Here is a 13,939-nt window from a genome sequence, read left to right as displayed (position 1 = left end):
TCCCGAAGACCGGTTGAAGATGCAAGGCGCCGAGCGCATGGCGCTCGATGCCGGCTTGCCGTCCGATCTGCTGTTGCGAATGATCAGTGCGCGCGGCCGGCAGCTATGGGTGAGAAGCATCGTCAAAGCCGAGCGGCGCGGCGGTAACACCGTGCGCTTGCATGGCACGATCCAAGACGTCACCGATCTGGTTAGCGCCGAACGCAAGCTGCGCGAGACCCGCGACTTCTTCGAACTCACGTTGAACGCCGTGCCGACGCCGGTGACCTACGTCAACTCGAACATGGTGGTCACGTATGTGAACAAGGCGTTGGAGGAATGGTTCGACCAACCTTCCGACGCGGTGCTCGGCCGGCCGTTACGCGACGCCCTCGGCGATGAGCGGTTCGTCGAGGTCGAGCCGTTGATCAAGCAGGTCATGGCCGGCAAGTTCGTGCACGTCATCCAGAACGGCGTGCGCAACGGCCGCCATCGCGAATGGCAGAATCATTACGTGCCGCAGATCGGCCCGACCGGCGAAGTGCTGGGCTTCTTCTCCATCGTTTACGATCTCACCGAGCAGAAGCGCCTGGAAGCGCGGCTGATGCAGGCGCAGAAGATGGAAGCCATCGGTCAGCTCACCGGCGGCATCGCGCACGACTTCAATAATTTGCTGGGCGTGGTCATCGGCAACTTGCAGTTGCTCGATCGCAGCGTCGCCGAGACGCCGACGCTCGCACGCAAAGTTCACACCGCCATGCGCGCCGCTGCTCGTGGTGCTGATCTGACACGACGTTTGTTGGCGTTCGCGCGCCGGCAAATCCTGGCGCCGGCAGTGCTCGACTTGAATCGTCAGCTGTCCGGCTTGAGCGAGCTGGTCCAGCGCACCATTGGCGAATCCATCGAAGTGCGTATGATCCAGGCGCATGATCTGTGGCACACCAGCGCCGACCCGGGCCAGTTCGAGAATGCGATTTTGAATCTCGCCATCAATGCGCGCGACGCCATGCCTCAGGGCGGTCGGCTCACGGTGCGTACTCAGAACGTCACGCTGGATGCCAAGTTCTGTAGCAACTATCCGTCCATCGAGCCGGGCGACTTCGTGTCCATCAGTGTCAACGACAATGGCGTGGGCATGGACGAAGACGTGCTGAAGCGCGTGTTCGAACCGTTCTTCACCACCAAAGAGTCGGGCAAGGGCAGCGGCCTGGGCCTGGCCATGGTGCACAGCTTCGCTGAACAGGCGGGCGGTATTTCCAGTATCGAAAGCACGGTCGGCGTGGGCACTACGGTGTCCATCTTCCTGCCGCGTTCGAAAGAGGAACAATCCGATCGCGAGGATACAATCGTCACGCGTGCCGCACCCGGCGGCACCGAGACTATCTTGGTGGTCGAGGACGATGCTGACCTGCGCGATACCGTCGTGACTGCGTTGACTCAACTCGGCTATCGAGCGTTGGCAGCGGCCAATGGCGCGGCGGCGGTGCGAATTTTGTCGGGACCGGAGCGAATCGATTTGTTGTTTACCGATGTGATGATGCCCGGAGGCATGCTGGGGCCGGCGCTGGCCAAGCGCGCCCGCGAACTGCGCCCCGACATCGACGTGTTGTTTACTACCGGCTATGCCGACAATGCCGTGCTGGCCGGCACCGCAGGACTCACGTCCTCGGATGTAATCCATAAACCCTATCGCAACGAAGACCTGGCTATGCGGATTCGCCATGTCCTCGATAGGGAGGCCCGTGTCGCCTGAGTATTCCAATAAGTTGCTGGTCATCGACGATCAGCCCGACCTTTGCGAATTCATTTCGGAGGCGGCCGCCGGGCTGGGCTTCGAATCCAAAGGGGTGACCGATCCGGAAGCGTTCCGGACCGCGGTGGAAGAGTTTCAGCCGACGGTAGTGGTGCTGGACCTGCAAATGCCTGGCGCCGACGGCATCGAACTATTGCGTTATCTGGGCGAGCGCGGCACCAAGGCACAGATCCTGGTGGCGAGCGGCATGGATCAACGCGTGCTGGCGACGGCACAGCAGATCGGCAAGGCGCACGGCCTGCAGATGCTGGGCGCGCTGCAGAAACCGATTTTGCTCGCCGACCTCGAAGCGACCTTGCGTCAGTGTCTGCGCAGCGATGCGCCGATCAGCGCGGCGGCTTTGACGGCGGCGCTCGATAAGCGCGAGATCATCGTTCATTACCAACCCAAGGCGACGCGCATCGCGCCCAATCGTTGGATCGTCGAAGGCGTCGAGGCCTTGGCGCGTTGGAATCACCCGACCTTGGGCTTCGTATCGCCGGCGCGCTTCATTCCGCTCGCCGAAAAGAACGGCCTGATCCGCCGCCTCACCGAACAAGTGCTGGAGACGGCGTTGTCCCAATGCCGGGCTTGGGATGCGGTCGGCTTGCAGCTGTCGGTGGCCATCAATCTGTCGCCGCAGTTGTTGAACGACCTGGCCTTCCCCGATCAAGTTGCGCGCATGGCCACGCAGGTCGGCGCTGATGCCCGCCGCATCATTTTCGAAGTGACCGAGAGCGCGGCCATGTTCGATCCGGGCACCACCATGGACGTGCTGACCCGCATGCGGGTGAAAAACTTCGGCCTGTCCATCGACGACTTCGGCACCGGCTACTCGTCGCTGAAACAGCTGTACCTGATGCCGTTCAGCGAACTCAAGATCGACACCTCGTTCGTGCGCGACGTGTTCGCTCACGAGGACGCCCGGACCATGGTGGAGACCATGATCCTGCTGGCGCACAAGCTGCGCCTGACGGCCTGCGCCGAGGGCGTCGAATCCCAGGAGGTCCTGGACTTCCTCGACAACGTCGGCTGCGACCGCGCCCAGGGCTATTTCATCGGCCGTCCCATGGCCGGCACCGCCCTGGAAATTGCCGTCCGCGAATGGAATAGCAAGCAAACTTAGCCGGCCCCGCTTAAACCTTCCCCGCCGGCGCCGCATCTATCTCAACAAGGCGGAACGACTACAAAGCGGCAACGGAGTAGAGGGCGGAACTTGCAATACGGCGCTGGCGCCAACGACGCCACCTTGGCTCAGTCCAAGGCGGTGGACCCTCAGCTCTCCGACGCGAGCCTGGTAACGGCTGCCCGAGGCGGCGATACGCGCGCTTTCGAGCGGCTGTATCGCGCCCACAGCGGCAAGGTGATGGGCCTGTGCCTGCGGATGACGCGGCGACGGGACGTGGCGGAGGATTGCGTGCAACAGACATTCATCAGAGCGTGGCGCAGCCTGCAGGCCTTCGAAGGCCGCAGCGCTTTCGGCACCTGGCTGCATCGAATCGCAGTCAATGAAGTGCTGAGCCATGGTCGCAATCACGGCACGCGCTTCGAATCCAACGAGGACGCCATCGAGCATGCCATCGCCGAGCCTGGCGAGGGTTCCAAAGAATATGACGCCGGCGAAGTGATGGACGTGGAGCGCGCGCTGTCGACCTTGCCGGAAGGTTCGCGTCACGTGGTGGTATTGCAGGCTGTGTACGGTTACAGCCACGAAGAAGTTGCCGACATGCTCGGCATCGCGGTCGGAACCTGCAAGGCGCAATTGCATCGCGGCCGACGCTTGTTACGCGAGCGCATGGGCCTGACAGCGGAGGCGGACGATGAGTAACCAACCGAACGATCCGTTGAGTCAGCTGCTGGCGTCGGTGCCTCGTGACGTGCCGCCGGAGCGCGATCTGTGGTCTGGCATTCAGGCGGAAATCACCAAGACGCCCATCGTCACCGACACTGCACCGGTCGTGCATTTCGCAGCGTCCCGCTGGTTTCAATTGGCCGCGGGGTTGCTTCTGGTGCTCGCGACATCGCTCACTACATTCGTCATTACACGGCAGTCCATGCAGAAAGACGCCGCCGTGCAGGTCGCTCCACAACAACAGCAACTGCCGACCGCGGTCGCGCCATTGAATGCCATGCCGGTGAGCTTCGGCACCGAAGCGCTGGGCGCCGACTATCTCAAGGCTCGCTCGGAGCTGGACAAGAGCTTCGAGGAACGCATGAAGACCTTGCCGCCGTCGACGCGCGCCAAGCTGGAACGCAATCTCGCCGACCTGCGCCATGCCGCCACCGAGATTTCCAACACCTTGGCCGAACACCCCTCGGATCCGCTGCTGCAGGATCTGTTGCTGTCCACCTATCAGCGCGAACTGCAGCTGCTCGCCGACGTTAGCGAAGTGCCGGTTAACACCGCCGTGAGGACCGATCTATGAACGCCCCTGTGTCAGCGGCTCTGCCGGCCGTCCTGTCGATGGCTTTGCTGACGATGGCAGCCCCGCATGCCGGCGCCGAAGAAGTTTCCAAAACTCAGCCGGCCGATGCGCGCGGCGAAGTGGAAATCGTCAACGTCGCCGGCTCGGTCGAAGTCTCCGGCTGGGACCGCGCCGAGGTGCAGGTCAAAGCCGATCTGGGCAAAAGCGTCGAGCGCCTGGATTTCGACCGTGACGGCACGCGCACCTACATCAAGGTGGTGTTGCCGAAGATGGGCGGCTCGTCCGGCGCCAGCGACCTGATCATCAAAGTGCCGCGTGACAGTGGCTTGATCGTCAAAACCGTCAGCGCCGATCAAAGAATCGGCGGCGTCCGCGGCATGCAGCGCCTGCAGGCGGTCAGCGGCGACATCGACACCGAGTTCGGCCCGGGTGAGCTGGAGCTGAAAACGGTCAGCGGCAACATCGTGGCGCGCGGCGACGGCAAGGGGCTGGTGCGCGCCACCAGCATCAGCGGCGACATCGATATCAGCAAGGCCGGCCCGGAATTGGACTTGAACACTGTGTCCGGCGACATGGTGGTGAGCGCCGAGCGGCTGGAGCGTGGCCGGATCAAGACCACCAACGGCGATTTGCATCTGACCACCGCGCTCGCCGACAAGGCGCGCCTGGAAGCCGAGGCCATCAACGGCGATCTGCAGTTCACTCTGCGCGGCGAGCTCAACGCCGAGTTCGATATTGAAACGTTCAATGGCGACATCGATAACTGCTTCGGGCCCAAGCCGCGTCGTAGCCGTGAGTACGGCCCGGGCAACGAGCTGCGTTTCACGCAGGGTGCGGGCGAGGGTAACGTGCATATCAAGACGCTCAATGGCGGTGTGACACTTTGTCAGCGTTAACCCTGCAGATGTTTGCGCAACGTTGAGGCGTATCACTTGGCGGCGGAACGCGGCACCGGTTACGATCCGCGCCGATGTCCGAAATCCCATCCGATCCTGCCGCACAACCTGCCTGGCGCATTCTGCTGGTCGACGACGAGCCGACGCAGCGTTTGATCATGGCTCGGCTGTTGAAGCGCAACGGCTACGAGGTGGAGATGGCGGCCAACGGCCGCGAAGCGCTCGCCAAGCTGGACCAAGGCGACTTTCCGCTGATGATTACCGACTGGGAAATGCCGGAAATGGACGGCGTGGCCCTGTGCCGGGCGCTGCGCTCCAAGGAGCGCGGCTACACCTATACCATCCTGCTGACCTCGCGCGATGCCATCGAGCATCTGGTGGCGGGCCTGCAATCCGGCGCCGATGACTATCTGATCAAGCCGGTGGTGGAACCGGAATTGATTGCGCGGCTCAATACCGGCCGGCGCATCGTCACATTGGAACGCTCGCTACGCGCTGCCAACGAAGAGAATCGGCGGCTGTCGATTACCGACCCGTTGACCGGCGTTCACAACCGCCGTTTCCTGATGGAACAATTGCCCCGGGAAATCGATCGCGCGGCCCGTTATGGCCGGCAGCTGGCCGCCATCATGTGCGATGTGGATTTCTTCAAGCGCATCAACGATACCCATGGCCACCTGACCGGCGACGAGGTGTTGCGCTGGTTCGGTAACGCGCTCAAGACCGGCGTGCGTACCAGCGATTGGATCGCCCGTTATGGCGGCGAAGAGTTCGTGATCGTGTTGCCGGAGACCAATGTCGGCAACGCTGCCACCGCTGCCGAGCACTTGCGCAAACATATTGCCGAGCAGCCGTTCCGTAACGGCGAGCAGGAATTTACCGTGTCGGCCAGCTTCGGCGTATCCGGCTGGCGGGACAAAGTCCCGCAGGGTGCAACGCTCGATACGTTGATGGCGCGCTGTGATGCCGGCGTCTATGCCAGCAAGGCCGCTGGCCGGAATCGGATCGCTGTAGAAAGTTTGGACTGACGCTTCGGCCTGAAGGTCGGACTGGGGCCCGTCAGCCGGCCTTCGCGGTCAGCGGCGGCGCGTACTGATTCAAGAAGTCCTTGGCTCGCTCCAATTCCACGGCCAGCTGGCTGACCAGCTCGGCCAGTCGCTGCTGATCGAGGCTCGACGCCTGCGCTTCCAAGGTGTGCGACAAGTTCCGCAGCGGCTCGGCGTGGATGTTGGCGCTGGCGCCTTTGAGCTTGTGTGCGATCCGGCTCAAGTTGTGACGATCCAGAGCAGCCAACGAAGCGCGTGCCTCGTCCATGGCCTGCTCGCCGCTGGCGATGAAAGTCGCCACCAATTCACGGGTGAATTCCGGATCGCCGTCGGTCAGCTCATTGAGACGGGACAGGTTCACGGGCACGTTGTGGTCGGCAGTAGCTTGGGTCATCACGGTGTCTTCGAGCGTGACACGCAGGCCGAACCGGGTCAGCACTTCGTGTAGCCGTGGAATTTCCAGCGGCTTGGTTAGGAAGGCATTCATGCCAGCTTCCATGCAGCGTTCCAGCTGGCTGGTCATGGCGTTGGCGGTCAAAGCGACGATCGGTGCGTTGGCTCGGCCATCGCCGGTCTCGCGCTCACGAATGCGCATGGTGGCGGTGAGGCCGTCCATCACCGGCATCTGCAGGTCCATCAAGATCAAATCGAAAGTGGTTTCTTCGCAGGCACGCACCGCTTCGACGCCGTTGTCCGCGACGCGCACCGTGCAACCCATGCGTTCCAGGAAGCGCACCGCGACCTTTTGATTGACCGCATTGTCTTCCACCAACAGCACGGTACCGCGATAGGTATCGGCCACTTGAGTGCCGAGCGTATTGCGCGTGACGATGGGCTGGCTCTTCATGTGCCATGTCTTGGAATCGTGTGCCAACACGCGATCCAAACATTCGAGCAGCTCGCGCGTGCGCACCGGCTTGGTGAGATAAGCCGCGAAGCCCAACGATGCAAACAATTGAATGTCGCCGTGACCGTCCACGGAGGTGAGCATCACCAGCCGCGCATGAGAGAGCCGCGCATCGGCGTTGACGCGCTCACCCAAGGTCGCGCCGTCCATGTCGTGCATCCGATGGTCAGCGAGCACCACGTCGAACGGTTGACCGTCGACCGCCGCGGTATGTAACAAACTCATGGCTTCGATACCGCCGCCTGCCAGGCTCACTTCGAAGCCGGCGTGCATCAGCTGACCGGCCAGCACGCGACGATTGGTTTCGTTGTCGTCCACCACCAGCACGCGGCGGCCTTGGCGAGAATGATCGGTAGACGCGACCGGTGTGGGTATGGCTTGCGGCGCCGACGGCAGCGGCAAGTTGAACCAGAAGCGCGAACCCTTGTTGAGCTCGCTGAGCGCACCGACTTCGCCGCCCATCATCTGTACCAAACGACGCACGATGGACAGGCCCAGGCCGGTGCCGCCGAAGTGACGCGTGGTCGAAGAGTCCGCCTGCACGAACGGTTGGAACAAGTTCTGGAGCGTGCCGGGTGCGATGCCGATGCCGGTGTCGCGCACTTCGAAACGGCAACGACGCCGGCCGTCGCCAACGTCGTAACTGCTCACTTCGATGACGATCTCGCCTTCGCGCGTGAACTTGATGGCGTTGCTGACCAGGTTGATCAAACATTGGCGGATGCGCTGCGGATCGCCCACCACCCGGTCCGGTACGTCCGGATGAATGTGCACCACCAGTTCCAGATTCTTGGCGGCCGCCTGGAATGCCAGCATCACCGCGACTTCTTCCACGGTGTTGCGCAGATCCAGCTCGAGCGCTTCGATGTCCAGCTTGCCGGCTTCGATCTTGGAAAAATCCAGGATGTCGTTGATCACGATCAACAACGAATCGGCGCTGGAACGAATGGTTTCGGCGTAGTCGCGCTGGGTGCGGTTCAGCGCGCTTTCCATCAACAGGCCGGTCATGCCGATGATGCCGTTCATCGGGGTGCGAATTTCGTGGCTGACGTTGGCCAGGAATTCGCTCTTGGCCTGGTTGGCGCTTTCGGCCGCTTCGGTGGCGCTCAACAACGCTTCGCGCGCCGCGCGAGCTTCGGTCACATCCTGCAACGAACCGGACAAACGTAATGGCCGACCCTGCGCATCGCGCTCGGCAGTCGCGCGGGCTCGATACCAACGATAGTCGCCGCTTCGAGTGCGCAAACGAATCTCGACGTCGTACGGCAAGCGATCCTGGAAATGCACACGCGTTGCATGGGCAACCGCAGCGGCATCTTCTGGATGTAAGAATTCTTTGAGGAAATTGGTGCCGGTGGGCAACTGCTCCGACTCGTAACCCAACAACTCAGCGACGCGCGGCGAATGCCAGGACGAACCGTCACCGTCCATTTCCCACAGACCGTCCTGCGTGCCTTGGATGGCACGTTCCAACCGTTGCTGAGTATGTCTGAGCGCGTCCTCGGCCAACTTCTGTTCGTGCGCGTCCTGGATGGAACCGGCGATCAATCGTGCCAGGCCGTGCTCGTCGCGTTCGGCCATGCCGCGATGACGGAACCAGCGATACTCGCCGCTCTTCATGCGCAGCCGTAGGAACGTGTCGAACGGTCGGCCTTCTTCGACGTGTCGTTGCAGTTCGGCGCGGCCAGCGGCGAGATCGTCCGGATGCACGCGCTCTGCGGCTTCGGCCGGATCGCTGCTCAGCTCGCCATCCTCGAAGCCCAGCAATGCGTGATAGCTGGACGAGAACCACATCCGCGTTTGCAGCAGATCTTTTTCCCAGTGACCTTCCGAGCTGGACAACGAAGCGCGCTCCAGCCGCCGCTCCACGTCGCGCAGCTGCTGGGCCTGCTGTTGTAAACGGTCGGCCGCTTCGATTTCCTTGGTGACTTCCCAGGACACGCCGAGCAGTTGCAAATAGCCGCTCTGGCAACGGAACAGACGCGCGTGGGTCTGTATGTGTAACAGTCGCCCGTTGTGCCCGTAAATTCGATAACGATAGGAAAGACGTTCCTCGCCGCTGTCGCGCGCTTGAATCAGCCGCGCCTCGGTGGCGATTCGATCTTCCGGATGCATTCGTTGGATATGAGCATCCAGCGACAGCTCGGGCGGCTCGCCGTAAATTTCGCTGAGGGGATTTTCGATCCAGGCGAAACGACGTTCCTTGGTGTTCACTTCCCAGCAGCTGATGCGGGCCGCTTCGGTGGCGATGTTGAGGCGGTCGGCCAGCACTCGTTGCCGATTGGCCTGTTCGACTTCTTCGGTGATGTCGCGGCTGACGCCGATCAACTCGCCGGCCGGATGCTCCCGCGTGGCTTCGAACACCCGGCGGAAATGGGTCTGGATGTGCCGCACCTGGCCGTCCGGGCGCACGATCCGGGTCCGCAGCGAGCCGCCGCGTTCCGGGCTGTGAACCGCGTCGTCGATGCCTTTACGCGTGCGCTCGCGGTCTTCAGGCAGCACCGGCATCAGCCCGTCAGGGATCACAGCCTCGCTGCCCAACAGGCGTTGCAGGGTGGCGTCGCAGGTGACCCGGCGAGTCGCGACGTCCAGCCGCCAGACGCCGATGCCGGCGATTTCGGTGGCCAGCTTCAATTCGGCGCGCAGCGCGTCTTCCTGGCCTTTGGAGTCGGGCTGACGGCCGCGCAGTCGATGCAATGCCCAGAGCGCCCCGGCACCCAATAGGGCGCCGAGCGCAATGCTGGCCAAATGCGTCACATCGAACTGAACCATGAAATTACGAGTCAAAGTGCCTGGAGCACGGACGGCACAACACCAGCTGTATCGGCAGCGAACAAGGAAGGCTGCCCTGCCCATCGGATTTTCAGGGATGGCCTTAGCTGCAGCGCCAGGGCGCAGCCAGGCAGCTGTGACCTGGTGCCAATTCCTGGCTGTTAGAATCCGTCGAGGTGTGAAATCGCTCACACTCGACCGAATCGAGGATGGACCATGCGGGCACTGAAAATCGCCGGAATCGTCGTCGGCAGCATCGTCGCGCTGATCGTGGTGGCGCTACTGGCCGTGGTGCTGTTCGTCGACCCCAACGATTATCGCGACGACATCGAGCGCATGGTGGAGAGCAAGACCGGCCGCCAGCTCACGCTTAGTGGCGATCTGCACCTGACCCTCTTCCCGTGGCTGGCCCTCAAGGCGGGTCCGGCCAGCCTGGGCGAGGCGCCCGGTTTCGGCGATGAGCCGTTCTTGTCCATTCAGGAAGCCCGGGTCGGGGTGCGGTTACTGCCCCTGATCAAAGGCAAGATCGAGGTCGGCGATGTCCGCCTGGCCGGCGCGCGCGTTCGGCTGATCACCGATGAGCAGGGCCGGAACAACTGGGCCGATCTGGGCGAGCAGCAGGAAGCAACGCCGGCCACACCCGAGGGCGAGCCGTCCATGGAAGTGCCCACGGTGGCCGGCCTGGAAATCGAGGACGCCGCGGTCACCATCGAGAACCGTCAGGACAAAACCCGGCGCGTGGTGCGCGATTTCAATCTCAAGACCGGCCGCCTGGCCTCCGGTGAGCCGTTCGATCTGAGCACCGACTTCGTGCTGGATGAAGAACCGTCGCTGTCGGCCAAGGTGAAGCTCAAGACCACAGTGACCGCGGATCTGGCGGCGAACGCGCATCGGCTGGCCAAACCCGAAATCGATGTGACGCTCACCGGCCAGGGTTATCCGAAGGAAGGTATTCCCGTCGCGATTCGCGCCGAGGCGCTGACCGCCGATGTGGCCAAGGAGCTGTATCGGCTCGAAGCACTGAATGTGAAAACGACTTGGAAGGGCGAAGGCTTTCCGGCCGCCGGCGTGCCGGTGACGCTGCAAGCCAAGGACTTCAACGCCAACCTCGCCGCGCAGACGCTGGAGCTGGCGGGTCTCGATGTGGATCTGGCCGGCGGCCATCTCACCGGCTCGCTCACCGGCAAGGAAATTCTGGATGCACCGGCGCTGACCGGTCCGCTGAAACTCGAGCAGGTGTCGTTGCGCGAGTGGGCGCCCAAGCTCGGCGTCGCGCTGCCTGCGACCACGGATCCGAAAGTGTTCGAGAAACTCAGCTTCTCCGGCACGCTGGCGGCGACCAAGAAGTCGGCCGAAGTCGGCAACATCGTGCTACAGCTGGATGACACGACGGCCAAAGGCATGCTCGGCGTGGCCGACTTCGATGCCAAAGCGTTGCGCTTCGATCTGAACGTCGATCGCATCAATGCCGATCGTTATTTGCCGCCGCCGACCGAACAGCCGGCCAAGCCCACCGCGGAGGAACCGCCGACGCCGATTCCGGTGGAAACATTGCGCACGTTGAATGCTCGCGGTCAGTTGCAAGTCGGCGAAGCCATCTTCGCCGGTATCAAGTTCACCAAGCTGCGACTGGGAGTGAACGCGCGTGACGGCAAGGTGCGCTTCAATCCGTCGGAAGCCTCGATGTACGGCGGCAACTACAGCGGCGACATCGGCATCGACGCCACCAGCAACGTCGCCAAAGTGACGCTGGACGAGCACATCAGCGGCGTGAACTTCGCGCCGCTGTTCAAAGACTTTTTCGAGACCGAGCGCGTCTCCGGCAAGGGCAGCGCCAATTTCAAGTTGGCCGGCTCGGGTAAGAACAGCGACGACATCATGAAGACGCTGACCGGCACGCTGGATTTCAAAGTGGCCGACGGTGCGCTGGAAGGCGCAGATCTCTGGTATGAAATTCGCCGCGCTCGCGCCGTGTTGAAACAACAGGCCGTCCCGGAACGCAGCGTCCCGGTGCGCACGCCGTTCACGGCGCTGACCGGCACCGGCACCATGAAGAATGGCGTGTTATCCAACAACGATCTGAACGTGGCCATGCAGTATCTGAAGGTCACCGGTCAGGGCACGGTGGATGTGCCGGCCAGCACGCTCGACTATCGCGTGGTCGCCGCCGTGATGAAGATTCCGCGCGAAGGTGCTGACACCTCGCAGGTCCAAGACCTGGTCGATGCCGAGATTCCGGTGAAGATCACCGGCAAGCTCGACGATCCCAAAGTGCGTCCGGATCTGGAGGGCTACCTCAAGAACGAGGTCAAGCAACGGGTCGACAAGGAAAAAGACAAGGTCGAGGAAAAATTGAAAGAAAAGCTCAACGACAAGCTCAAGGATTTGTTCAAGCGCTGATTTTTCTGCGCGACCTCGAAACCAAAGCGACGCTGCGGGCGACTAAGGAAGCATGACCGCAGCGATGTCGAAATGGACGCACTATGTTTCAGCCGCGGTGGCGCTGTGGGTCTCGGCGCCGGCCGCGCACGCTTTCACCATCGAGCACAGCGAAGCGCGTTACGCCGACAAGCATTTTCACTACGAGTTGATCGTAACCTTGGATGCGCCCATCGAACGTGTCGATGAGGTGTTGCGTAACTACCCCGACTATCCGTCGCTCAATGCGCGCATCTTGAGTTCCAACATCCTGGAGCGCCCGGCGCCGGACCAGGTGACCTTGGAGACCACGGTCGAAGTTTGTTTCGGCTGGTTCTGTCGCAACGTCACTCGGGTCGAGACGGTGCAGGAATCCAAGCATGTGTTGCTGGCGGTGGCCGATCCGGAACGCAGCGATGTGAAATTCAGCGAGACTCGCAGCGAGCTGACTTCGGCACATCATGGTTCGACCCGCGTCCGATACGTCACCGATGTGGTTCCCGGCTTCTGGGTGCCGCCGATGGGCGGGCGGCGCATGCTGCTGAAGATGCTCGAGTCCGAGACACGCGAGTTGTTCATGAGCGTCGAGCAAAAGGCGCGTGACACGGAGCCCGCACCGCCCTGATTCGGCTCCGTCAGTTCGTCTGATCATGGCATCATGTCGCCCCATGCCAGCCGCCGCTCCCCGCAGTTCCAAGCCTGACCCGATCAAGAACCAATTGACGCTCACCGAAGCGTCCAGCGCGCCTGCCGACCGATTCACCGGCGAACAGTTCGCCAGCGCCTTGCTGACTTGGTTCGACGGCCACGGCCGCAAGCATTTGCCTTGGCAACAACAGATCACGTCGTATCGGGTCTGGATCTCCGAGATCATGTTGCAACAGACGCAAGTGGCCACGGTCATTCCCTATTACGAGCGCTTCATGCAGCGCTTTCCGGACGTGCGTGCGCTTGCGGCGGCGGCCGACGATGAAGTGCTGCATCTGTGGACGGGACTCGGCTACTACGCCAGAGCGCGCAATCTTTTGAAGGCGGCGCGAACCATCGTTGCCGAACACGGCGGCGAGTTTCCGGACAGCATCGAAGCCGTGCAGGCATTGCCCGGCATCGGTCGCTCGACGGCGGGCGCCATCCTGGCGATCTCCAAAGCGCAGCGTCATCCCATTCTGGATGGCAACGTGAAACGAGTGCTGACTCGTTGCTTCGGCATTCACGGCTTTCCTGGCGAGACTGCGGTGGAACGTGAGTTGTGGTCCATCGCTGACGCGTGCACGCCTGCGCAACGGGTCGCTCACTACACGCAAGCCATCATGGATCTGGGGGCGACGGTCTGCGTTCGCTCACGCCCGCTGTGTGCGGTTTGTCCCATGCAGGAGCGGTGTGTTGCGCGACGCGAAGGAATGCAGGCGGTGTTGCCGACGCCGAAACCTCGCAAAGAACGTCCCGGGCGCACGGCCTACGCAGCCATTCTGCGACGAGCGGACGGTGCGGTGCTGTTGGAGCGTCGGCCGCCGGTGGGCATTTGGGGCGGTCTGTGGACGTTTCCGCAGTTCGATGAGCGCGAAGCTGCGTTGACGTGGATGGAACAGCACACCGGCGATGGGTCGCTGACGACGCAGGCGTTGCCGACGTACTCACATTCATTCACGCACTTCGATCTCAACTTACAGCCCATTCTGGTTCGCGACGCACGCGAGCGGTCG

10 protein-coding genes are annotated in these 13,939 nt (G+C 62.4%); 9 read left to right on the top strand and 1 reads right to left on the bottom strand.

Annotated elements, in window-relative coordinates:
• The 6 genes from JNL55_RS28470 to JNL55_RS28445 form a co-directional block, all read left to right on the top strand.
• A partial coding sequence (locus JNL55_RS28470; protein ID WP_293862671.1) for a PAS domain-containing sensor histidine kinase occupies positions 1-1,732 on the top strand: 1,732 nt, incomplete at its 5' end.
• A complete protein-coding gene (locus tag JNL55_RS28465) occupies positions 1,701-2,897 on the top strand; it encodes an EAL domain-containing protein (RefSeq protein ID WP_293862669.1) in 1,197 nt (398 codons plus the stop codon). The genes JNL55_RS28470 and JNL55_RS28465, both read left to right, overlap by 32 nt.
• Positions 2,898-2,987: 90 nt before the next feature.
• On the top strand, positions 2,988-3,599 hold the full coding sequence (locus tag JNL55_RS28460; RefSeq protein WP_293862667.1) for an RNA polymerase sigma factor: 612 nt from the start codon (positions 2,988-2,990) through the stop codon (positions 3,597-3,599).
• A complete protein-coding gene (locus JNL55_RS28455) occupies positions 3,592-4,197 on the top strand; it encodes a hypothetical protein (protein WP_293862665.1) in 606 nt (201 codons plus the stop codon). The genes JNL55_RS28460 and JNL55_RS28455 overlap by 8 nt, the downstream gene beginning before the upstream one ends.
• Positions 4,194-5,093, top strand: a complete 900-nt coding sequence (locus tag JNL55_RS28450; RefSeq protein WP_293862663.1) for a DUF4097 family beta strand repeat-containing protein — start codon at positions 4,194-4,196, stop codon at positions 5,091-5,093. The genes JNL55_RS28455 and JNL55_RS28450 overlap by 4 nt, the downstream gene beginning before the upstream one ends.
• 74 nt (positions 5,094-5,167) lie before the next feature.
• Entirely contained in the window at positions 5,168-6,121 is a 954-nt protein-coding gene (locus tag JNL55_RS28445; RefSeq protein ID WP_293862661.1) for a diguanylate cyclase, read from the top strand.
• A gap of 31 nt (positions 6,122-6,152) precedes the next feature.
• Here the strand turns inward: JNL55_RS28445 and JNL55_RS28440 are convergent, their stop codons facing one another.
• Positions 6,153-9,818 (bottom strand): PAS domain-containing protein, encoded by a 3,666-nt coding sequence (locus JNL55_RS28440; RefSeq protein ID WP_293862659.1) that lies wholly within the window; start codon positions 9,816-9,818, stop codon positions 6,153-6,155.
• 216 nt (positions 9,819-10,034) lie between these two features.
• On the opposite strand from JNL55_RS28440, the gene JNL55_RS28435 reads away from it, so the two are divergent.
• From JNL55_RS28435 to mutY, 3 genes are all read left to right on the top strand, one after another.
• On the top strand, positions 10,035-12,218 hold the full coding sequence (locus JNL55_RS28435) for an AsmA family protein (protein ID WP_293862657.1): 2,184 nt from the start codon (positions 10,035-10,037) through the stop codon (positions 12,216-12,218).
• A 52-nt stretch (positions 12,219-12,270) separates the two neighbouring features.
• Complete coding sequence (locus JNL55_RS28430) at positions 12,271-12,861, top strand: hypothetical protein (RefSeq protein ID WP_293862655.1); 591 nt, start codon at positions 12,271-12,273, stop codon at positions 12,859-12,861.
• 43 nt (positions 12,862-12,904) lie between these two features.
• The coding region (mutY, locus tag JNL55_RS28425; protein WP_293862653.1) for an A/G-specific adenine glycosylase at positions 12,905-13,939 on the top strand (1,035 nt) is incomplete at its 3' end.

Origin of the sequence: Steroidobacter sp., from assembly GCF_016790065.1 — a bacterium.
Lineage (GTDB): Bacteria > Pseudomonadota > Gammaproteobacteria > Steroidobacterales > Steroidobacteraceae > Steroidobacter.
The sequence above is the reverse complement of the archived record's forward strand: the minus strand, read 5'-3'. Positions and strand labels throughout refer to the sequence as shown.

What these genes read in the sequence shown, in the direction of transcription:
- JNL55_RS28465 (WP_293862669.1), top strand. Translation starts at nt 1,701, where the DNA reads ATGTCCTCGATAGGGAGGCCCGTGTCGCCTGAGTATTCCAATAAGTTG.
- JNL55_RS28455 (WP_293862665.1), top strand. Translation starts at nt 3,592, where the DNA reads ATGAGTAACCAACCGAACGATCCGTTGAGTCAGCTGCTGGCGTCGGTG.
- JNL55_RS28450 (WP_293862663.1), top strand. Translation starts at nt 4,194, where the DNA reads ATGAACGCCCCTGTGTCAGCGGCTCTGCCGGCCGTCCTGTCGATGGCT.
- JNL55_RS28445 (WP_293862661.1), top strand. Translation starts at nt 5,168, where the DNA reads ATGTCCGAAATCCCATCCGATCCTGCCGCACAACCTGCCTGGCGCATT.
- JNL55_RS28440 (WP_293862659.1), bottom strand. Translation starts at nt 9,818, where the DNA reads ATGGTTCAGTTCGATGTGACGCATTTGGCCAGCATTGCGCTCGGCGCC.
- JNL55_RS28435 (WP_293862657.1), top strand. Translation starts at nt 10,035, where the DNA reads ATGCGGGCACTGAAAATCGCCGGAATCGTCGTCGGCAGCATCGTCGCG.
- JNL55_RS28430 (WP_293862655.1), top strand. Translation starts at nt 12,271, where the DNA reads ATGACCGCAGCGATGTCGAAATGGACGCACTATGTTTCAGCCGCGGTG.